Origin of the sequence: Cupriavidus necator, from assembly GCF_040578825.1 — a bacterium.
GTDB classification, from domain to species: domain Bacteria; phylum Pseudomonadota; class Gammaproteobacteria; order Burkholderiales; family Burkholderiaceae; genus Cupriavidus; species Cupriavidus necator_E.
Window position 1 is genome coordinate 48,626 of sequence record NZ_JBEFLI010000018.1, and the last position, 20,578, is coordinate 69,203.

20 protein-coding genes are annotated in these 20,578 nt (G+C 68.6%); 12 read left to right on the forward strand and 8 right to left on the reverse strand.

Features of this window, described 5'->3' with window-relative positions; translation table 11 throughout:
• Positions 1–13: 13 nt before the first annotated feature.
• From AB1I47_RS11590 to AB1I47_RS11610, 5 genes are all read left to right on the forward strand, one after another.
• Entirely contained in the window at positions 14–982 is a 969-nt protein-coding gene (locus AB1I47_RS11590; RefSeq protein ID WP_354683897.1) for an ABC transporter permease, read from the forward strand.
• A 14-nt stretch (positions 983–996) separates the two neighbouring features.
• On the forward strand, positions 997–1,959 hold the full coding sequence (locus tag AB1I47_RS11595; protein ID WP_354683898.1) for an ABC transporter ATP-binding protein: 963 nt from the start codon (positions 997–999) through the stop codon (positions 1,957–1,959).
• Positions 1,956–2,915: an ABC transporter ATP-binding protein gene (locus AB1I47_RS11600; RefSeq protein ID WP_354683899.1), complete on the forward strand. Its 960-nt coding sequence runs from the start codon at positions 1,956–1,958 to the stop codon at positions 2,913–2,915. Before AB1I47_RS11595 ends, AB1I47_RS11600 begins: the two co-directional genes overlap by 4 nt.
• A 163-nt stretch (positions 2,916–3,078) precedes the next feature.
• On the forward strand, positions 3,079–4,116 hold the full coding sequence (locus AB1I47_RS11605; RefSeq protein ID WP_354683900.1) for a porin: 1,038 nt from the start codon (positions 3,079–3,081) through the stop codon (positions 4,114–4,116).
• Positions 4,117–4,118: 2 nt separating this feature from the next.
• Positions 4,119–4,973 carry an N-formylglutamate amidohydrolase gene (locus AB1I47_RS11610; RefSeq protein ID WP_354683901.1) on the forward strand — a complete coding sequence of 285 codons (855 nt, stop codon included), beginning with the start codon at positions 4,119–4,121 and terminating at the stop codon, positions 4,971–4,973.
• A gap of 21 nt (positions 4,974–4,994) precedes the next feature.
• Here the strand turns inward: AB1I47_RS11610 and AB1I47_RS11615 are convergent, their stop codons facing one another.
• Genes AB1I47_RS11615 through wrbA form a run of 3 tightly spaced genes read right to left on the reverse strand, consistent with a single transcriptional unit; the run spans position 4,995 to position 7,443 of the window.
• Complete coding sequence (locus AB1I47_RS11615) at positions 4,995–6,413, reverse strand: FAD-binding oxidoreductase (protein WP_354683902.1); 1,419 nt, start codon at positions 6,411–6,413, stop codon at positions 4,995–4,997.
• A gap of 23 nt (positions 6,414–6,436) precedes the next feature.
• Positions 6,437–6,844 (reverse strand): DUF2069 domain-containing protein, encoded by a 408-nt coding sequence (locus AB1I47_RS11620; RefSeq protein ID WP_354683903.1) that lies wholly within the window; start codon positions 6,842–6,844, stop codon positions 6,437–6,439.
• Complete coding sequence (wrbA, locus tag AB1I47_RS11625; protein ID WP_354683904.1) at positions 6,841–7,443, reverse strand: NAD(P)H:quinone oxidoreductase; 603 nt, start codon at positions 7,441–7,443, stop codon at positions 6,841–6,843. The genes AB1I47_RS11620 and wrbA overlap by 4 nt, the downstream gene beginning before the upstream one ends.
• A 182-nt stretch (positions 7,444–7,625) precedes the next feature.
• On the opposite strand from wrbA, the gene AB1I47_RS11630 reads away from it, so the two are divergent.
• On the forward strand, positions 7,626–8,975 hold the full coding sequence (locus tag AB1I47_RS11630; protein ID WP_354683905.1) for a YihY family inner membrane protein: 1,350 nt from the start codon (positions 7,626–7,628) through the stop codon (positions 8,973–8,975).
• Between the two features lie 26 nt (positions 8,976–9,001).
• Here the strand turns inward: AB1I47_RS11630 and AB1I47_RS11635 are convergent, their stop codons facing one another.
• The 3 genes from AB1I47_RS11635 to AB1I47_RS11645 all read right to left on the reverse strand — a co-directional run bounded on the left by AB1I47_RS11635 (position 9,002) and on the right by AB1I47_RS11645 (position 11,561).
• Positions 9,002–9,319: an Mpo1-like protein gene (locus tag AB1I47_RS11635; RefSeq protein WP_354683906.1), complete on the reverse strand. Its 318-nt coding sequence runs from the start codon at positions 9,317–9,319 to the stop codon at positions 9,002–9,004.
• 98 nt (positions 9,320–9,417) lie between these two features.
• A complete protein-coding gene (locus tag AB1I47_RS11640; RefSeq protein WP_354683907.1) occupies positions 9,418–10,242 on the reverse strand; it encodes an alpha/beta fold hydrolase in 825 nt (274 codons plus the stop codon).
• A complete protein-coding gene (locus tag AB1I47_RS11645) occupies positions 10,242–11,561 on the reverse strand; it encodes an O-acetylhomoserine aminocarboxypropyltransferase (protein WP_354683908.1) in 1,320 nt (439 codons plus the stop codon). Before AB1I47_RS11645 ends, AB1I47_RS11640 begins: the two co-directional genes overlap by 1 nt.
• A gap of 248 nt (positions 11,562–11,809) precedes the next feature.
• Here AB1I47_RS11645 and AB1I47_RS11650 point away from each other — a divergent pair, with 248 nt between their 5' ends.
• The 5 genes from AB1I47_RS11650 to AB1I47_RS11670 all read left to right on the forward strand — a co-directional run bounded on the left by AB1I47_RS11650 (position 11,810) and on the right by AB1I47_RS11670 (position 17,573).
• Complete coding sequence (locus AB1I47_RS11650) at positions 11,810–12,256, forward strand: CBS domain-containing protein (protein WP_354683909.1); 447 nt, start codon at positions 11,810–11,812, stop codon at positions 12,254–12,256.
• A 190-nt stretch (positions 12,257–12,446) separates the two neighbouring features.
• Positions 12,447–14,345: an MFS transporter gene (locus AB1I47_RS11655; protein WP_354683910.1), complete on the forward strand. Its 1,899-nt coding sequence runs from the start codon at positions 12,447–12,449 to the stop codon at positions 14,343–14,345.
• 27 nt (positions 14,346–14,372) lie between these two features.
• A complete protein-coding gene (locus AB1I47_RS11660; RefSeq protein WP_354683942.1) occupies positions 14,373–15,095 on the forward strand; it encodes a glutathione S-transferase C-terminal domain-containing protein in 723 nt (240 codons plus the stop codon).
• A 74-nt stretch (positions 15,096–15,169) separates the two neighbouring features.
• Positions 15,170–16,279 carry a chorismate synthase gene (aroC, locus tag AB1I47_RS11665; RefSeq protein WP_354683911.1) on the forward strand — a complete coding sequence of 370 codons (1,110 nt, stop codon included), beginning with the start codon at positions 15,170–15,172 and terminating at the stop codon, positions 16,277–16,279.
• Between the two features lies 1 nt (position 16,280).
• Positions 16,281–17,573, forward strand: a complete 1,293-nt coding sequence (locus AB1I47_RS11670; protein ID WP_354683912.1) for an MFS transporter — start codon at positions 16,281–16,283, stop codon at positions 17,571–17,573.
• Here the strand turns inward: AB1I47_RS11670 and AB1I47_RS11675 are convergent.
• Complete coding sequence (locus tag AB1I47_RS11675) at positions 17,495–18,601, reverse strand: NAD(P)/FAD-dependent oxidoreductase (protein ID WP_354683913.1); 1,107 nt, start codon at positions 18,599–18,601, stop codon at positions 17,495–17,497. The two genes, AB1I47_RS11670 and AB1I47_RS11675, sit on opposite strands and share 79 nt — an antisense overlap.
• 39 nt (positions 18,602–18,640) lie before the next feature.
• Positions 18,641–19,354, reverse strand: a complete 714-nt coding sequence (locus tag AB1I47_RS11680) for a FadR/GntR family transcriptional regulator (RefSeq protein ID WP_354683914.1) — start codon at positions 19,352–19,354, stop codon at positions 18,641–18,643.
• Positions 19,355–19,606: 252 nt separating this feature from the next.
• On the opposite strand from AB1I47_RS11680, the gene AB1I47_RS11685 reads away from it, so the two are divergent.
• Positions 19,607–20,470, forward strand: a complete 864-nt coding sequence (locus tag AB1I47_RS11685) for a flagellar brake protein (protein ID WP_354683915.1) — start codon at positions 19,607–19,609, stop codon at positions 20,468–20,470.
• The last annotated feature ends 108 nt before the right edge of the window (positions 20,471–20,578 follow it).

Here is a 20,578-nt window from a genome sequence, read left to right on the forward strand (position 1 = left end):
ACGAGAACCATCGATGTCCCTGCCTGTTTCCGAAACCGACCCCGCCGTGCCGGCGCTGCCGCCCGCTGCCGCACCAACCGCACCGGCCGTCCCCGTCGCTGGCACGCCTGCCCCGGCGCGGCCCACGCTGCTGCGGCGCTTCGTTGCCAGCCGCGTCGGGGCGGCCGCAGTGGCGGTGCTGCTGGCGCTGGTGCTGCTCGCGCTGCTGGCCGACGTGGTCAGCCCGCAGGATCCGTATGACCTCGCCACGGTGTCGGTGATCGATGCCGAATTGCCGCCGGGCAGCGCCGGCTACGATGGCCGCGCGCGCTACTGGCTCGGCACCGATGGCGCCGGGCGCGACCTGGTCAGCGCCATCGTCCACGGCATCCGCATCAGCGTGGGCGTGGGCGTGGTCAGCGCGGTGGTGGCGCTGATGGCGGGCAGCGCGGTGGGGCTCGCCGCGGCTTACTTCGGCGGGATCGTCGATGCCGCGATCATGCGCGTGGTCGACCTGCAGCTCAGCCTGCCGGCGGTGCTGGTCGCGCTGATCCTGCTGGCGGTGCTGGGGCAGGGCGTGGACAAGACGCTGCTGGCGCTGGTGATCGTGCAATGGGCCTACTTTGCGCGCACCGTGCGCGGCGCGGCGCAGGTGGAGCGCCGCAAGGAATATGTCGAGGCTGCGCTGGGGCAGGGACTGCCGGCGCTGCGCGTGATGTTCCGCCATATCCTGCCCAACTGCATGGCGCCGCTGGTGGTGACCGCCACGCTGCAGATCGCGCATGCGATCACGCTGGAAGCGACCATGAGCTTCCTCGGCATCGGCTTGCCGCGCACGCAGCCGTCGCTGGGCATGCTGATCGCCAATGGCTTCGAGTACATGCTGTCGAACAAATACTGGATCAGCATCTTCCCCGGCGTGGCGCTGGTGCTGCTGATCGGCTCGATCAACCTGGTGGGCGACCGCCTGCGCCGCGTGCTGAATCCGCGGCTGGACGGCTGAAGTAGGGAGATCCCATGGCACTGCTGGAAGTCTCCGGACTGAGCACCACGTTCGAGCTTGCGCAAGGCGCGGTGAAAGCGGTCGACAACGTATCGTTCGCGCTGGAGGCCGGCGAGATCCTCGGCATCGTCGGCGAGTCGGGCTCCGGCAAGTCGGTGACGGCGTTCTCGCTGATGAACCTGCTGGATCCGCCCGGGCGCATTACCGGCGGCTCGGTACGCTTCAAGGGGCAGGAGCTGCTGGCATGCTCGCCGCGCCAGTGGCAGGCGCTACGCGGCGACCGCATCGCGATGGTGTTCCAGGATCCGATGATGTCGCTGAACCCGGTGATGCGCGTCGGCGACCAGCTCGCAGAAACGGTGCGGGTCCATCACCGCCGCACCCGCGCGCAGGCGCTCGACCAGGCTACCGATGCGCTGGAGCGCGTGGGGATTGCGGCCCCGCGCGAACGCATGCGCGCCTATCCGCATGAACTGTCCGGCGGCATGCGCCAGCGCGTGGCGATCGCCAACGCCCTGATCAACCGGCCCGACCTGATCATCGCCGACGAACCCACCACCGCGCTCGACGTCACCATCCAGGCGCAGATCCTCTTCGAGATGAAGCGGCTGGTGCGCGAGACCGGCGCCGCGGCCATCTGGATCAGCCACGATCTGGCGGTGGTCAAGGACCTGGTAGACCGTGTCTGCGTGATGTACGCGGGCAGGGTGGTCGAGCAGGGCAAGGTTGCCGACCTGATTGCGCGGCCGATGCATCCGTACACGCGCGGCCTGCTCGATTCGCTGCCCACGCCCGCGTTGCGCGGCGCAACCCTGCGCGCGATCCCGGGCGCCGCGCCGTCGCTGGCCGCACTGCCGCCGGGCTGCGCCTTCGCGCCGCGCTGCACGCGGGCGCAAGACGCGTGTCGCCAGGCACCGGACGAAACCACCGTGCGCGGCCGGACGCTGCGCTGCTTTTATCCGCTGGAGGCCGCATGACCGTGATGCTCGAAGCGCGCCATTTGCACAAACGCTTCCCGCTGAAGCCCGGCCTGCTGGCGCGCATGGCCGGCAAGCCGGTGCAGGCGGTGCATGCCGTCGATGATGTCTCGCTGCAGGTGCGCACGGGCGAGGTGCTGGGCGTGGTGGGCGAATCCGGCTGTGGCAAGTCCACGCTGGGCCGCATGCTGGCCGGCCTGCTGCCGCAGACCGATGGCGAGATCGCCTGGGAAGGCCGGCGCGCCGATACCTCGGCAGGCAGCTATCACCGCGCGGTGCAGATGGTGTTCCAGAATCCCTATGGCTCGCTCAATCCGCGGCTGCGCATCGGCCAGGCCATTACCGAGGGCGCGGTCTACCACGGCATGGTGCGGCGCGCGCGGGCCGAGTCGTTTGCCGGCGACCTGCTGCAGCAGGTCGGGCTCGATGCCAGCTACGCCGAGCGCTTCCCGCACGAGTTTTCCGGCGGGCAGCGCCAGCGCGTGGCGATCGCGCGGGCGCTGGCGCTGCGCCCGCGGCTGCTGATCTGCGATGAGGCTGTGTCCGCGCTCGACGTATCGGTGCAGGCGCAGATCGTCAATCTGTTCATGCAGCTGCGGCGCGAGCACGAACTCACCTACGTCTTTATCAGCCACAACCTGGCGGTGGTGGAGCACATGTCTGACCGCGTGGTGATCATGTACCTGGGCCGCATCGTCGAGACCGGCGATGCACGCACGGTATTCGCCGCGCCGAACCATCCCTATACGCGTGCGCTGCTGGCCGATGCGCCACGGCTGGGCGGAAGCCCCCTCCGCCACCAGCCGGTCCAGGGCGAGCTGCCCAGCCCGCTGGCGCCGCCGACCGGCTGTGCCTTCCATCCGCGCTGCCCGCATGCCAGCGCGCGCTGCGCGGCCGAGGCACCGGTGCTGCGCGATATCGGCGGACGGCTGTCCGCCTGCCACCTGAATGACTAGATAGCCGCGCCGGCCGCGTCGCGGCGTTCCCTCCGATTCATGGTTGCCATCCCGCTCGCGTGGAATGGCGGGGACCGTTCGCGCCTGGGCCGGTAGCTACGCGGCAGAGGGGAAGCCCATAAGGGGAGCTTGTGCATGGCCAACAAGAAAAGGGAGGACAGGCATGGTTTGCAATCGAAGGAACGGTGCGTTCGGGCGCGCCTGCATCGGCGGCGCGCTGGCGCTGCTGTCGGCGGGGCCCGAGGCAGCGGTGACGCTGTACGGGCGAATCGATACCGACATCGAATACCAGAAGGGGCCGGGCGGCTCCGCCACCCAGTTGGCCGATAACGCCTCGCGCTGGGGCATGCGCGGCAGCGAAGACCTGGGCGGCGGCCTGACCGCCGCATTCGGCCTGGAGCAGGGCTTTGGCGTCGATAACGGCATGGCCACCAATCCGCAGTTCCGCAATGCCTTCGTCGGCTTGCGCGGCGGCTTCGGCGCGGTGGCGCTGGGACGGCTGGATTCGGCGACCATCGTCGGTTCGCCGATCTATTCGCAGGTCACGCAGAACGTTGACTTCGTCATCCACGATGCCGGTGCGACCGCGATCGGCACCAAGGTGCTGAATGCGCGCAACCGCGTGTCCAACGCGCTCGGCTATATGACGCCGGATTTCGGTGGCTTCTCGATGCGGGCGCGCGTGAACCTCGCGGGGCCGGATCCGGCGACGCCCAATGTGAATTCACCAGTCAAGGCCGAGGACGACTTCCGCCAGTACGACGTCGGCGTGAACTACGCCATCGGCAATTTCGCCGCGGGCATCGGTTATTCGCGCGATGCCAGGGCGGGCGGGCTGGCGGCCAACGACTTCCGCGACAAGGTGCAGGCGGCCGCTTCCTACAACTTCACCGTGGTCAACGTCTACGGCATCTACGGGCGCGACCGCTACGCCGCCACGGCGGCGAACAGGACCGAGGTGCCGTACTGGCTGGTCGGCTTCAGCGTGCCGTACGGCGCGCACAGCGTGATCGTCAACTACATGGAGCGCGCGGTGCAGCGCGACCCGCAGGGCCGGCTCAAGAAAGTGCAGGCCGGGTACGCCTACAGCCTGAGCAAGCGCACCATGCCCTATGTGTTCTTCGACCGCGAGGAGCCCAACTCGAACAAGCCGGGCGATACCGTGACCACGGTCGGCATCGGCATCCAGCACAAGTTCTGACGATGGTGTTGCCTTACACGCTGCACAAGCCAGCCAGCGGCGCGCTGCCGCTGGTGGCCGATTCCCCGCACAGCGGGCTGACCTGCGCCGAGGCGTTGCCGCTGGCCGCGCCGCCCGAAGCGTTAATGACGGGCTGGGACGCCTATGTCGACCAGCTCTTCGCGCACACGCCGGCGGTCGGCGGCACGCTGCTGTGCGCGGGCTTTCCACGCTGGCTGGTCGATGTCAACCGCGCCCGCGACGATATCGATCCTGAGTTGATCGACGGCGCCATGCCCTATGCCGTGCAACCGAGCGACAAGGCCGCCCGCGGCATGGGCGTGCTGCGCCGTCTGGCGCTGCCGGGCGTGCCGGTCTATGCGGTGCCGCTGGCGCCCGGCATGGCCGAGCACCTGCTGAAGACCTACTACGATCCGTACCACGCCGCGCTCGCCGGGCTGCTGGCGACGCATCACGCGCGCTTCGGCGCGGTGTGGCATATCGACTGCCATTCGATGAAATCGCGGGGCAACGCGATGAATATCGACAACGGCGCCGAGCGTCCGGACTTTGTCGTCAGCAACCGCGACGGGGCGAGCTGCTCGGCGGGCTTTGTCGACGTGGTGGCGCAATGCCTGCGCGGCCTGGGTTACCGGGTCGGCATCAACTGGCCGTACAAGGGCGCGGAACTGGTTGCGAGGTATGGCGATCCGGCGCGCGCGCGGCACAGCCTGCAGATCGAGATCAACCGCGCGTTGTACATGGATGAGGCGAGATTCGTGACGCATGACGGCTACACGGTGCTGCGCAGCCATCTCGACCTGCTGCTGGAAAGCGTGGCCGCATATATCCGCGAAGCGCTGGCGCGGCCGCGCTGACCGGGAGCGAGCAAAGGAGGCTCAGAGCACCTTGCCCGGGTTCATCAGTCCCTGCGGATCCAGCGCGCCCTTGATCGCGCGCATCATGCGCAGCTCCACCTCGCTCTTGTAGTGGCGGATCTCGTCGCGCTTGAGCTGGCCCAGGCCATGCTCGGCCGAGATCGAGCCGCAGTGCGAGCGCACGCTGTCGTGGACGATGCGGTTGACCTGTTCCTGGTTGGCCAGGAAGGCGTCATGGTCGACGCCTTCCGGCGGCGACACGTTGTAGTGCAGGTTGCCGTCGCCCAGATGCCCGAAGGTCACCATGCGCGCGCCCGGGAAGGCGTTCTGCAGCAGCGCGTCGGTGGTCTCGATAAAGTCCGCCACGCGCGATACCGGCACGGCGATATCGTGCTTGATGTTCTTGCCGTCTTCCACCTGCGCCAGCGGGATATGCTCGCGCAGGTTCCAGAAGTCGCGCGACTGCTGCACCGATTCCGCCACCACGGCGTCGGCGACCACGCCGGCCTCGAACGCGGCCGTCATCAGCGTCTCGAAGATGCCGCGCGCGTGGTCTTCGCTTTCGCTGTCGGACAGCTCCATCAGCACCAGTTGCGGGTGGATGTCGGTGAACGGGTAGCGCAGTTGCGGGTAGTGCCGCGTCACCAGCGTCATGCTGAGCGCCGACATCAGCTCGAAGCCGGTCAGCATCGCGCCCGCGTGGGATTGCGCGATCGCCAGCAGCGCCAGCGCGGCGCGCGGGCTCTGCACCGCGGCCAGCGCGGTGACCGAGGCGCGCGGCAGCGGGAACAGCTTCATCACCGCCGCGGTGATGACGCCGAGCGTGCCTTCGGCGCCGATAAACAGGTCGCGCAGGTCGTAGCCGGTATTGTCCTTGCGCAGCCCGCGCAGGCCGTGCCAGATCTCGCCCGACGGCGTTACCACCTCCAGCCCCAGGCACAGCTCGCGCGTATTGCCGTAGCGCAGCACCGCGGTGCCGCCGGCGTTGGTCGACAGGTTGCCGCCGATGGTGCAGCTGCCTTCGGCCGCCAGGCTCAGCGGGAACAGCCGGCCGTGCTCGCGCGCCACCTCCTGCAGGTGCTGCAGCACCACGCCGGCCTCGACGGTGACGGTGTTGTTGAGCGGGTCGACCTGGCGGATGCGGTTCAGCCGCTGCAGCGAGATCACCACCGAAGCCTGGCCCGCCACCGGCGTGGCGCCGCCGCACAGGCCGGTATTGCCGCCCTGCGGCACGACCGCGACCTGGCGCGCATGGCAGGCATGGACCGCTTCCGCGACTTCCTCGGTGGTGCCGGGGCGCAGCACCGCCAGCGCCTCGCCGGTATAGCGCTTGCGCCAGTCGGTCAGGTAGGGCGCCTTGTCGGCGGCATCGGTCAGTACATGCTGCGCGCCCAGCGCGGCGCGGCACAGGGCGAGGAAGGAGTCTTGGGATGCGGTCATGGCTCGAGGGCGGAGGCTGGTATTCAGGGCTTGCGCGCGGCGGCCCTGGTGGCGGCGCGGGCGCGGCGCTTGTACGGCCGCAGGTACAGGATGGTGCTGACGAAGAACACCAGCGTCAGCGCTACCTCCACCCACGCCAGCGTGGAAGAGGGCGCGCGGTCGCTGGTGGCGCGCACGATGCCTTCGGTGAAGAACAGCAGGATCAGCATCGACGACCACTGCATGGTGTAGCGGTTGCGCGAGAGCACGCCGCGCAGCGGCAGCAGCAGCGGCAGGAACTTGATGATCAGCCACGAGCCGCCCGGGCGCAGCGGCGCCAGGAACCATTCCCAGGCGATGCACAGCAGCAGCAGCGCAATCAGGCTGCCCACGCTGAGCCGGTACAGCCAGGGGCTGTGCAGCGCCTGGTCGCTGTCGGACGCGGCGGTCATGCAGCGGCCCCCTTCAGGCGCAGCGCTGCCTGCGCCAGCCGGCGGCCCATCGCCATCGCCAGCGCCGATTCGTCTTCGGTCACCGGGCCGCGGTTGTCGGCGTGGGCATGGTGGCTGGGGCCGTAGGGCGTGCCGCCCGAGGTGGTGGTCATCAGGCCCTTCTCCGAATAGGGCAGGCCCATGATCAGCATGCCGTGGTGCAGCAGCGGCAGCATCATCGACAACAGCGTGGTCTCCTGCCCGCCGTGCAGGCTGCCGGTGGCGGTGAAGACGCAGGCGGGCTTGCCGGTCAGCGTGCCCGACAGCCACTGCGCCACGGTGCCGTCGAGGAAGTACTTCATCGGCGCGGCCATATTGCCGAAGCGGGTCGGGCTGCCCAGCGCGAGGCCGGCGCATTCCTCCAGGTCGCGCAGCTCGGCATAGGGCGGGCCCTCGGCCGGGATATCGGGCGCGGTGGCCTCGCACACGGTGGAGACGGGCGGCACGGTGCGCAGCCGGGCCTGGGCGCCAGGGACGCTGTCGATACCGGTGGCGATCAGTTCCGCCAGCTTGCGGGTGCTGCCGTAGCGGCTGTAGTACAGGACGAGGATGTCGGTCATGGAGCGGGATGGCCGGCGGTGGAGGGTGGGGCCGCCTGTGAAAGGGGCGGCGCAGGTGCCGGAAGTGCCGGAAACAATGCGCGTATTATAGATGCGCCCCCGCGCAAGCCTGCCTGCCCGACGTTCTGCCGGGGCATCTGTCGACTATTGAACCCCATATCCGACAAGGAGGTTGATGCCGCATGCCTGGTAACCGCGTTGCCCGCCTGCGCAGGGAGTGGAACCTGCAGAAGGTGCGCGCCCTGGCGCGCTACGCGCTGCGCCGCGCCGCCGAAGACCGGCTGCCGCAGGTATCCGCGAGCCTGACATTCACCACCGTGCTGGCCGTGGTGCCGGTGCTGACGGTGGCGTTCGCGCTGCTGGCCGCGTTCCCGGTGTTCCGCGATTTCCGCAACGCCATCGAGGCGTTCCTGTTCCAGAACCTGATCCCGGGCAACGTCAGCGAATCGATCCAGCGCTACCTCGGCATGTTCGCCAAGAGCGCGCGCGGGCTGACCGCGATGGGCCTGGCGGGGCTGATGGTCACGTCGGTGCTGACCATGCTGACGGTGGAAGACGCGCTCAACGCGATCTGGCGCGTCAAGCAGCGCCGCCCGCTGGCGCAGCGGGTGCTGGTGTTCTGGGCGGTGCTGACCTTCGGTCCGGTGCTGATCGGCGCCAGCCTGTCGATCAGCTCATACCTGATCTCGATCTCGGCGGGCTATGTCGGCCATATGCCGCTCGGCGTCGGGCTGCTGGTGAGCGCCACGCCGGTGGTGCTGTCGGCGCTGGCCTTTGCCTTCCTGTACACGGCGGTGCCCAACGCCTATGTGGCGTGGCGCGACGCCATCGTGGCCGGTGTGGTCGCGGCGATCGCGTTCGAGTTCGCCAAGCGCGGCTTCGGCTACTTCATCACGCAGATCCCGACCTATACCGCGGTCTATGGCACCTTCGCCGCGCTGCCGCTCTTCCTGCTGTGGATCTACCTGAGCTGGCTGGTGACGCTGCTGGGTGCCACCATCGCCGCCAACCTGCCGGTGGTACGGCATGGCTACTGGCGCCGCCGCACCTTTGCCGGCAGCGAGTTTTTCGATGCGCTGGGCGTGCTGCTGCTGCTCTACCGCGCCCGCGACGAGGTGCCGCGCAGCGTCGGCGAACTGGACCTGAGCCGCAAGCTGCGGGTCGAGGCCGACTATCTTGCTGGGCTGCTGGGCAAGCTCAAGGCCATGCACCTGATCGGCCGGCTGCAGCAGGAGCGCGGGCAGGCGCACTGGGCGCTGCTGTGCGACCCGTCGCAGGTGACGCTGCGCATGCTGCATGACCGGCTGGTGCTGAATCTGCCGCGGTTGCCGCGCACGGCGCTGGCCCAGCATTTGCGCGGCGCGCAGACGCTCAGGGCGATGCTCGACAACCCGCAGCTGGACCAGACGCTGGAAGCGGTGTTCGGGCAGTGGCCGGAAGGCGCGCCGGGGCAGGGGATAGAAGAGACGGGCGCGGCGCCGCAGCGGCGCACGCTGGAGGTGGTGCCGCCGGGATGGCACGGGCAGGTTTAAACCTTGGGAATGACGGTGAGTTTGTCTTAGAACGGAATCCTGCCGCGCCAGATATCGGCGTACATCACCCAGTCGCCCATCAGGCTGTAGATCGGATGGCGGAAGGTGGCAGGCCGGTTCTTCTCGAAGCCGAAATGCCCGACCCAGGCAAAGGCATAGCCCGAGACCGCCGCGGCCAGCAGCCACCAGGCATTGCCGGTAACGACCAGCGCCACCAGGCACAGCAGCGCGACGCTCGTGCCGACGAAATGCAGCCGCCGGCAGGTGCGGTTCTGGTGCTCGCTCAGATAGTAGGGATAGAAGGCCGCGAAGTTCTCGAACTCGCGCGCGCGGGCGTGGGCCATGGCTGTCTCCGGCGGGTCTTGTTTTGTGCAGTGTAGACCTTCTGCCGGGGTGGGGCGAGGATGGCCGCCGGCGTGGCCGGCAAGCCATCCGGGCAGCATCAGCCCGCGGCGACCACCTTGCGCGCGAACGCGGCCAGCGCGTCCAGCACCTCATCGGGCCGTTCGCCCATCATCGCGTGGCCGCACGGCACCGAGACCAGGCTGGCCTTCGCCATCTTGCCGGCCAGCGCCTGTGCCGCCCTGGGCGAGGTCATCAGGTCCTTGCTGCCGGTGATGAACAGCGCCGGGCAGGCCAGCGCGGCCGCCGCCTCTTCGCCGTGGGCATAGGCGTTGCAGGCCGAGAAATCGTTGTGGAACACATGCGCCTGCGGGTTGTTGCGCGCCACGCGCTCCATCAGCCGCTGGCTGCCGCCCTGCATCCACGCACCTGGCCCCGGCGACGACGGCTTGTTGGCCAGGCTCGAATGCGACCACGTATTGACCATGGCGATGGCCTCGTCCTCACGATTGAGCGAGGCCTCGAGCAGCGCGTCCGAAACCTTCATCGGATAGGCGGTGGCGAGCAGGGCGATGCCCCGCACCGCCTGCGGATGCCGCGCCGCGCATTCCAGCGCGATCAGCGAACCCATGCTGTGGCCGAACACGAAAGCCGGCGCCTTGACCCCGGCGGCGGCCACCAGCGCCATCACCCAGTCCGCCATGGCCTCGACCGTGGCCAGCGGCGCGCCCTTGCTGCGGTTATGGCCGGGCAGGTCTACCGCCAGCACCGAGAAGCCGTGGTTGGCGAACCAGCGCGTCTGCAGCGCCCACACGCTGTGGTCGTTCTGCGCGCCGTGCACGAACACGGCGCAGGGCAGGGCAGGATCGAAGGGTTTGCCGCCGGTATAGGCGTAGGCCGTCTGGCCTGCGACGTTGAGTTCCATCAGGCACCTCCCTTGCCGCCAGTGGACGCGCTCATGGCCTTCTCTGCCGCCTTCAAGCCGCGCTTGAGATCGTCGACCAGATCGTCCGGGTCTTCCAGCCCGATCGACAGCCGGATCGTGCCCTCGGTGATGCCGGCCGACTGCAGCGCTGCCGCGTCCATGCGGAAGTGCGTGGTCGAGGCCGGGTGGATCACCAGCGAGCGCGCGTCGCCCACGTTGGCCAGGTGCGAGAACAGCGACATGTTTTCGATAAAGCGCTGGCCGGCGGCGCGGTTGCCCTTCAGGTTGAAGCTGAACACCGCGCCGCAGCCGCGTGGCAGCAGGCGCTTGGCCAGCTCGTAGTCCGGGTGCGATTCCAGTTCGGGATACGACACCGACTCCACCATCGGATGCGATGCCAGGAACTGCACCACCTTGCGGGTGTTGTCGACATGGCGGCTCATGCGCAGCGGCAGCGTCTCGACACCTTGCAATAGCTGCCAGGCGGCCATCGGGTTCATGCAGGCGCCGAAGTCGCGCAGGCCTTCGCGGCGCGCGCGCAGCAGGAACGGCGCCACCGTGCTTTCCTCGGTGAACACCATGTTGTGGAAGCCCTCGTAGGGCTCGGACAGCTCGGGGAAGCGCCCCGAGGCCTCGAAATCGAAGGTGCCGCCTTCCACCAGCACGCCGCCGATGGTGGTGCCGTGGCCGCCCAGGAACTTGGTGGCGGAGTGGTAGAGCAGGCCGGCGCCGAGATCGAACGGCCGCAGCAGGTAGGGCGTGGTGAAGGTGGAGTCGACCAGCAGCGGGATGCCGTGGTCCTGGCCGAGCTGGGCCAGCGTGGGGATGTCCAGCACGTCGAGCCCCGGGTTGCCCAGCGTCTCGCCGAACAGCAGCCGGGTATTGGGGCGGATCGCGGCGCGCCAGGCGTCGATATCGCGCGCCTTGACGAAGGTGGTTTCGATGCCGAAGCGGCGCAGCGTGTAGTGCAGCAGGTTATGCGAGCCGCCGTACAGCGCCGACGACGCCACCACATGCGAGCCGGCGCCCATCAGCGTGGCGACCGCCAGGTGCAGCGCGGCCTGGCCCGAAGCGGTGGCGATCGCGCCGGCGCCGTTCTCCAGCGCGGCAATGCGCTCTTCCAGCACCGCCACGGTGGGGTTTGAGATGCGCGAATAGACGTGACCGGCGCGCTCCATATTGAACAGCGATGCGGCGTGCTCGCTGTCGCGGAAGACGAAGGAGGTGGTCAGGTGGATCGGGGTGGCGCGGGCCCCGGTGGCGGGGTCGGGCGCGGCGCCGGCGTGCAGCGCCAGCGTATCGAATCTGGTTCCGGACATGGTCGGTCGGCCTGTAGTTGTCTCCGGCCAGCATCGTAGCATCGCCCGCCCGGCAGGGGGTGGCGCGGCCCGCAAACCGGCCTCCTGCTTTACTTTGCCGCCGGGTTTGGGCTAGGATCGGCCAAACGGAAGGACGCGCGGGCATCCCGGCCCGCACACCCATAGACAGATAACGAAGCGACCGGCAGCGCCTCCATCATCGCGGCGATGCCTCCAGCGAATACTTCAGCACGGCAGCGGAGACCAACATGAAAGTCAGCGACATCCTGCAGATCAAGGGCAATACGCTCTTCACCGTGACGCCTGACACCTCCTTGCTGGTCGCCGTCCATACCATGGCCGAGCACGATATCGGCTCGCTGGTGGTCATGGAGTACGGCGACCTGGTCGGCATGCTGACCTTCCGCGAGATCATCGAGACGCTGGCCAAGAACAACGGCAGCGTCGGCAACACCAGCATCCGCAAGGTGATGGACGATGCGCCGGTGACCTGCACTATGGAAACGGACGTCAACGAGGTGCGCCGCATGATGCTGGCGCGTCACACCCGCTATATGCCGGTGCTCGACAACCGCACGCTGATGGGCGTGATTTCCTTCTACGACGTCGCCAAGGCGGTGGTGGAAGACCAGAGCTTCGAGAACCAGATGCTCAAGGCCTATATCCGCGACTGGCCGGAAGAGCGCGCCGACTGACAGCGCCACGCCGTCCGGGCGGCGCCTGGGCGCGGCGGACGGTGCCCTGACTGAAGCTTCCTTCGAATTTTGTTTCGAGTGACGCCGCGCGGCCGCGCGGCGGTGGCAGGATGGCGGCCGGTTTCCGGCTCCGGCAAACTTGCCGGTGTTTCCATTTCCACGGCGGTCCTCCCGACCGACCGGCCCATCCATGAGCCAACACAGCCAGTTCCGACTGCTCGGCGAGCGCCGCTTCGCCCCGTTCTTCTGGACCCAGTTCCTCGGGGCGATGAACGACAACGTCTTCAAGGTCGCCTTCACCTCGCTGGTGACCTACCACACGGCGCTGTTCGAGGGCGTGGATGCGCGCAGCGCCGCGTTCCTGATCTCGGCCATCTTTATCGCGCCGTTCGTGCTGTTCTCCGCCACCAGCGGCCAGATTGCCGACAAGCTCGAAAAGTCGCGCCTGATCCGGCTGGTCAAATCGCTCGAAATCGCCATCATGGTGCTGGGCCTGGCCGGCTTTGCCTGGCACAGCGCAACGCTGCTGTATGCCGGCACCTTCCTGATGGGCCTGCATTCCACGCTGTTCGGACCGGTCAAGTTTGCCTACCTGCCACAGCACCTGGACGAGCGCGAACTGGTCGGCGGCAACGGCCTGGTGGAGATGGGCACCTTTGTCGCGATCCTGCTGGGCACGCTGGTCGGCGGCGAGCTGGCCGGGCTGCAGCAGGGCGGCACGATCGTGGGGCCGATGTACGTGGGCGCGGTCTGCGTGGCGATCGCGGTGGCGGGGCGGGTGGTGTCGGGCCGGATCCCGGTCTCGCCGGCGCCGCAGCCCGAGCTGCGCATCAACTGGAACCCGTTCTCGGAAACCTGGCGCAACCTGATGCTGGCGCGCGGCAACCGCACCGTGTTCTTGAGCCTGCTCGGCATCTCGTGGCTGTGGTTCCTCGGTGCCACCTTCCTGACCTCGTTCTTCAGCTACGCCAAGGATGTGCTGGGCGGCGACCAGAACGTGGTGACGCTGCTGCTGGCCGTGTTCTCGCTGGGCATCGGCACCGGCTCGCTGCTGTGCGAGCGGCTGTCGGGGCGCCATGTCGAGATCGGGCTGGTGCCGTTCGGCTCGATCGGCATGACGGTGTTCGCGGTGGACCTGTACTTTGCCAGCCAGGGCCAGGCCGCGGCCACGCTCAGCGGCCTGGGCGGCTTCCTGGCCGAGCCGCGCCACTGGCGCGTGCTGGCCGACCTGTTCCTGCTGGCGATGTTCGGCGGCTTCTACAGCGTGCCGCTGTACGCGCTGATCCAGAGCCGCAGCGCACCGACGCACCGCGCGCGCATCATCGCGGCCAACAATATCCTGAACAGCTTCTTCATGATCGCCGCGTCGCTGCTGGGCGTGGCGATGACGCAGGCCGGCTACACCATCCCGCAGCTGTTCCTGGTGGTGGGGCTGCTCAATGCGGTGGTGGCGGTCTATATTTACTCGCTGGTGCCCGAGTTCCTGCTGCGCTTTATCGCCTGGATCCTGGTCCACACCATTTACCGGCTGCGCCGCATCAATGCCGATCGCATTCCCGCGGACGGTCCCGCCGTGCTGGTCTGCAACCATGTCAGCTTTGCCGACGCGGTGGTGCTGATGGCGTGCAGCCCGCGCCCGGTGCGTTTCCTGATGGATCACCGCATCTTCAAGGTGCCGCTGATGTCGTGGTTCTTCCGGCAGGCCAAGGCGATCCCGATCGCGCCCGCGCATGAAGACCCGGACATGCTCAAGCGCGCCTATGACAGCGTGGCCGGCGCGCTGCAGGACGGCGACCTGGTCTGCATCTTCCCGGAGGGCAAGATCACCGCCAACGGCGAGATCAATCCGTTCAAGCAGGGCGTGCAGCAGATCATCCGCCGCACGCCCGTGCCAGTGGTGCCGATGGCGCTGCGCGGGCTGTGGGGCAGCTTTTTCTCGCGCAAGGGCGCGCCGGCGATGTCGCGGCCGTTCCGGCGCGGCATCCTGAACCGGCTGGAGCTGGTGGTTGGCGAGCCGGTGTCGCCGGAGGCGGCCACGCCTGAAGGGCTGCAGCAGATGGTGCAGACGCTGCGCGGCGACTGGCGCTAGTTGACGGAACGCGAACTCGACCCCCCGATGATCATCCTCTATACCTTCGGCCCCGCCTTCGGGCTGCCCGATGCCAGCCCCTTCGTCACCAAGGCCGAGATGCTGCTCAAGCTCGCCGGCCTGCCGTACCACACGCGCCGCGGCAGCCTGCGCCACGCGCCCAAGGGCAAGCTGCCGTACCTGGACGACATGGGCCGGATCGTGGCGGATTCCACCATGATCCGCTGGCATATCGAGAAGACCTACCACATCGACTTCGATGCCGGCCTGGGCCCGGCCGAGCGCGGCATCGCATGGGCCGCCGAGAAGCTGATGGAAGACCACCTGTACTGGGCGGTGGCGCGCGTGCGCTGGCTCGACCAGCACAATTTCGACAAGGGCCCGGCGCTGTTCTTCCGCGGCGTGCCGGCGCCGGTGCGCGGGCTGGCCGAGCGGCTGGTGCGCTACAAGGTGCGCAAGACGCTGTGGGGGCAGGGGCTGGGCCGGCACAGTGAAGAGGAGCTGGTGGCGCTGGCCAACAAGGGCGTGACCTCGATCGCCGATATCCTGGGCGACAAGCGCTACCTGATGGGCGACAAGCCGTGCGGGGCCGATGCCACGCTGTTCGCCTTCGCCGGCAGCCTGCTGTGCCCCGTATTCGACACCCCGATCCGCACCGCGGCCGAGGGGCATGCCAACCTGGTGGCTTATATGGAGCGGATGCGGGCCGAGTTCTACCCGGAATTTACGCCCGAAACCGCCGCCGCCTGAGCCTGCCGGGCCGCCCGCGGCCCGGCATTGGCCTTACAATGGAGGCCGTCCCCAATTCCTGTGCGGTTTCCATCATGTCCGGCAACACCCTTGGCCTGCTCTTCACTGTCACCACCTTCGGCGAATCGCACGGGCCCGCCATCGGCGCGGTGGTGGATGGCTGCCCGCCGGGCATGGCGCTGACCGAGGCCGACATCCAGGGCGACCTGGACCGCCGCAAGCCCGGCACCTCGCGCCACGTCACGCAGCGCAAGGAACCCGACCAGGTCGAGATCCTGTCCGGCGTGTTCGAGGGCAAGACCACCGGCACTCCGATCTGCCTGCTGATCCGCAATACCGACCAGCGCAGCAAGGACTACGGCAATATCGTCGAGACCTTCCGCCCGGGGCACGCCGACTACACCTACTGGCAGAAATACGGCATCCGCGACCATCGCGGCGGCGGCCGTTCGTCGGCGCGGCTGACCGCGCCGGTGGTGGCGGCGGGCGCGGTGGCCAAGAAGTGGCTGCGCGAACAGTACGGCACCGAAATCCGGGGCTACATGTCGCAGCTGGGCGAGATCGCGGTGCCATTCGCCGACTGGTCGCACGTGCCGGAGAACCCGTTCTTCGCGCCCAATGCCGACATCATTCCCGAGCTCGAAACCTATATGGACGCGCTGCGCCGCGACGGCGACTCCGTCGGCGCGCGCATCGAGGTGGTGGCCAGCAATGTGCCGGTAGGCCTGGGCGAGCCGCTGTTCGACAAGCTCGACGCCGATATCGCGCACGCGATGATGGGCATCAACGCGGTCAAGGGCGTCGAGATCGGCGCCGGCTTCGACAGCGTGGCGCAGCGCGGCAGCGTCCATGGCGACGAGCTGACCGCCGAAGGCTTCCGCGGCAACAATGCCGGCGGCGTGCTGGGCGGCATCTCGACCGGCCAGGACATCACCGTATCGCTGGCGATCAAGCCGACGTCTTCCATCCGCACCCCGCGTGAATCGATCGACAAGGCCGGCAACGCCGCCACCGTCGAGACCTTCGGCCGCCACGATCCCTGCGTGGGCATCCGCGCCACGCCGATCGCCGAGGCCATGCTGGCGCTGGTGCTGATCGACCATGCGCTGCGCCACCGCGCCCAGTGCGGCGACGTGAAGGTCGATACGCCTCGCATCCCCGCGCAGGCCGGCCAGCCGCGCTGAGTTGGCTGCGCTCCCCGCGGGCGAGGGCGGGTCCAGCGCCACTGGCGCCACCGGCGACGGCCGCCCCGACTACGCCCGCTTCGGGCTTTTCTACCTTGGCTACTACGGCTACGTCGGCGTCATCTCGCCGTACGTGAGCCTGTATTTCGCCGGGCGCGGCTTCGATCCCGTGCAGATCGGCGTGCTGATGGCCAGCTTCCAGGTCAGCCGCATCGTCGGGCCCTATCTGTGGGGCTGGCTGTCCGACGTGATGCACACCCGCGTGCGCATCCTGCGCGTCAGCGCGTTCACCTCGCTGGTGGCGTTCATGCTGCTGCCGGGCGTCGGCAGCTACGGCGGCATGATGGCGATGATGCTGACGCTGAGCCTGCTGACCAGCGCGATGTCGCCGCTGGGCGATGCGCTGACCATTTCCACGCTGCGCCGCTACGGCGCCTTCGACCACAGCTATGGCCGCATCCGCATGTTCGGCTCGGTCGGCTTTATCGGCGCGGTGCTGGCGGGCGGGGCCCTGTTCGAGGCGGTCGGCATGCGCGCCTTCCCGTGGGTGGCCAGCGCGCTGCTGGCGATCCTGGCGGGCGTGGTGCTGACCATGCGCGATGCCGTCGACGACGGCCCGCGCATGCCGGCGCCGCCGGCCCTGCCGCTGCTGCGCCGTCCCGATGTGGCGTGGTTCCTGGCGTCAGCCTTCCTGATGATGTTCGCGCACGCCGCGCTCTACGTGTTCTACTCGCTGTGGCTGGAGAAGCTGGGCTACAGCAAGTTCGCCATCGGCGTGATGTGGACCATCGGCGTGGTGGCCGAGATCGTCTTCTTCTACTACCAGGGGCTGCTGTTCGCGCGCTATGCGCTGCGCACCATCCTGGCTGGCACCTTCGTGCTGGCGGCGTTGCGCTTCGGGCTGACCGGCTACTTTGCGCAGTTCGTCTGGCTGATGGCGCTGGTGCAGGTGCTGCACGCGGCCACGTTCGCGGCCCACCACAGCGCCAGCCTGAAGCGCTTGCAGGCGTGGTTTGCCGGGCCGCTGCAGGGACGCGGGCAGGCGTTGTACACCGGCATTTCCTACGGCGTGGGCGGTACGCTGGGCGGGCTGGCGATGGGCTGGACCTGGAATGCGCTGGCGCCCGAGCATACCTTCGGGCTCGCCGCGATTGCCGCGGCGGCGGGTGCCTTCTGCGCGGCGATGAGCTTTCGCGCCGAAGGCGGCGGCGCAGTTCAGGACAGCGCCGCGCAGACTCGTTCAGCGATGGCCAGCGACGAGGTCAGTCCCGGCGACTCGATGCCGAACAGGTGAACCAGCCCCGGCACGCCATGCACTGCCGGACCATCGATTCGGAAATCCGCCGCCACCTCGTGCGGGCCGCTGATCTTGGGGCGGATGCCGGCATAGCCCGGCTGCAGCGCGCCATCGGCCAGCCCCGGCCAATAGCGGCGCACCTCGTCATAAAAGCCATCCGCATCGGCCGGGTCCACGCTGTAATCAATCTCGTCGATCCAGCGCACATTGGGGCCGAAGCGCGCCTGGCCACCCAGGTCGATGGTCAGGTGCACGCCCAGGCCGGCTGCCTCGGGCACAGGGTAGAGCAGCCGTGAAAACGGCGCGCGCCCGGCCAGCGTGAAATAGCAGCCCTTGGCGTAGTACTGCGGCGGGATATGCGCTTCGGGCATGCCGTCGAGGCGGCGCGCCAGTTCGGGCGCGGTCAGCCCCGCCGAGTTGACCACGGTGCGCGCCAGCAGCGTGGTGCTGCTGCCGTCCTCGCTGCCCACCTCCAGCCGGATGCCTTCCGGCGTGACCGCGCCGCCCAGCACCGGCGACTGCACCGCCAGCATCGCGCCGGCGTGTTCGGCATCGCCCAGCAGCGCGGTCATCAGGCCGTGGCTGTCGACAATGCCGGTTGACGGCGACAGCAGCGCGGCATGGCATTGCAATTGCGGCTCCAGCGCCTGCGCCTCGGCCTGGCTCAGCCGTTGCAGGTCATCGACGCCATTGGCAGCCGCCCTGGCGCGGATGCCCGCCAGCGTCGCCACCTGCGCCGCGCTGGTGGCCACAATCAGCTTGCCGCAGCGCTGGTGCGCGACATGGTGGCTCGCGCAGTAGTCGTACAGCATGGCCTTGCCGCGCACGCAAAGCTGCGCCTTCAGCGAGCCCGCGGGATAGTAGATGCCGGCGTGGATCACTTCGCTGTTGCGCGCGCTGGTGATGGTGCCGAAGGCGTTCTCGGCTTCCAGGATGATCACTTCGCGGCCCTGCAGCGCGAGCGCGCGCGCCACCGCCAGTCCCACTACGCCGGCGCCGATGACGACGCAATCCACTTGTTCCATGCTCGTTCCTTGATTGGGTTGTCTCTGTGTCAGCGGGGCTCAGCCCGGCAGGCCCAGCCGCGCCGCGGCGGCGGCCAGGTGCTGCCGTGCGGCTTCGCGCGCGGCCGCGGCGTTGCCGGCGGCGATCGCTTCGGCCAGCGCCGCGTGTTCGGTGTCGGCGGCGCGCGGCGCGCCGGTGGTGGCGACCAGTCGCGCGGTGTTCTCCCACGCGCGCTGCCGCGCGGCCAGCATCTGCTGGCTGACGAAATCGGTCAGGCCGGTAAAGCAGGGGTTATGCGCGGCCTCGGCGATGGCGTGGTGGAAGGCCATGTCGGCCGCCGCGGCGCTGGCCATGTCGCCCTGGCCATCGGCCTGCGCCTGCATCGCCGCCAGCGCGGCGCGGATCGCCGCGACATCGGCGTCGCTGCGCCGCTGCGCCGCCATTTCGGCGCAGGCGGTCTCCACCACGCGGCGCAGCTCGAACAATTGCGCCAGGGTCGGACCACCGTCCGGTGCGCTGGCCACGCGCCAGGCCTGGCCGCCGGGGGTTTCCGAGACATAGGCACCCGAGCCTTTGCGGGTCACCAGCACGCCATCCGCCTTTAGTTGCGCGAGGGCCTCGCGCACGATCGGCCGGCTGACACCGAAGGTATCGGCCAGGCTGGCTTCGGCGGGCAGCCGCGCGCCCGCGGCGTAGCGGCCGGCGAGGATATCGTCGTGCAGCGACTGGGCGATGCGGCTGGCGAGCGAGGCGGGCCGGGGCAGGGTGGTCATGATCAGAATCCCGTGTGTCGATATGTCAGGCTGTCTGACAGCTTTTCGCGATTCTGTGCCGTTTTTTGCGGCACGTCAACCTTTCTGCAAGGGCGGATGCTACACATGGTGTCCTCCGCCATCGGGGTCCGCTTAATTTCCACGCGGCCGCGCCGATAAGGACCGAATACAGGTGGCGGATAACTGCCCGGCAGCTCCGCCGTGGGTTTGCCATGCCACGGGATGTGCCTCCGGGCCCCTCTGCAAACAGCCATGATCCAGCTCACTCCCAACGATCTTCCGGTCGGACACCCGCTGCCCTGGTCGCTGCTCGACGGCGAGGGCAACCTGGTGCTTGGCAGCGGCAGCGTGATACCCGACGCGCGCGACCTGGCGCTGGTGTTCCGCCACGGCGCAGTCTGCCGCGAGGACGACCAGATCGATGCCGATGAAGTCCTGCGGCCCACCACTGGCCCGCTCGGCCTGCAGGTGGGCACACTGCTCCATATCAAGCATGAAGGCGAGATCGCGCGTGCCGCGGCGAGCCGCCTGATCGGCTTTATCGAGCAGGGCCTGTTCGTGACCTGGCCGCAAATCGGCGGGCGCGACATGCCGCTGCAGGCCGGCGACAACGTGCTGCTGCGCGGCTTCTCCGGACAGGCCATCCACAGCTTCACCTCCACCATCACCGCGGTGTGCCGCAGCCCGTTCCGCTACCTGGTGTTGTCGGCGCCGGCGCAGCAGCACGCGACGCCGGTACGCAAGGCCGCGCGCGTGCCCACGCGGCTGGCCGCCTTCCTGACGGAGCCCGCGGATGACGACGCTGCCGACAGCGGCACGGCGCGGCTGGCGCTGCTGTCTGACCTCAGCACCGGCGGCGCACTGGTGCACACCACCGCGCCGTCGCCGGCGCCGGGCAGCCGCGTGCGGTTGCGCTTCAAGATGCGGACCGCGTCGTTCGACAGCGAAGTGACCGTCGACGGCTGGGTGCGCGTCGCGCCCGAGCATACCGATGGCGAGGACGCCGACTTCCCGGCCTTCGGCGTGGCCTTCGACGTGCTGGCCGAACGCGAGATGACGCTGCTGCAGTGCTATATCTACGAGCAGCTTCTTTCCAGCACACGCATGCCGCTGTAGTGCATTGCGGTAGGGGATCGCTGTAGCGGGCGTTTGGAGGAATTCCGCTAATGTTTTGATTGTCTTCACGTGGTGCGCCGTCTTTACTTGCTTTCAATAAAAAAAGAC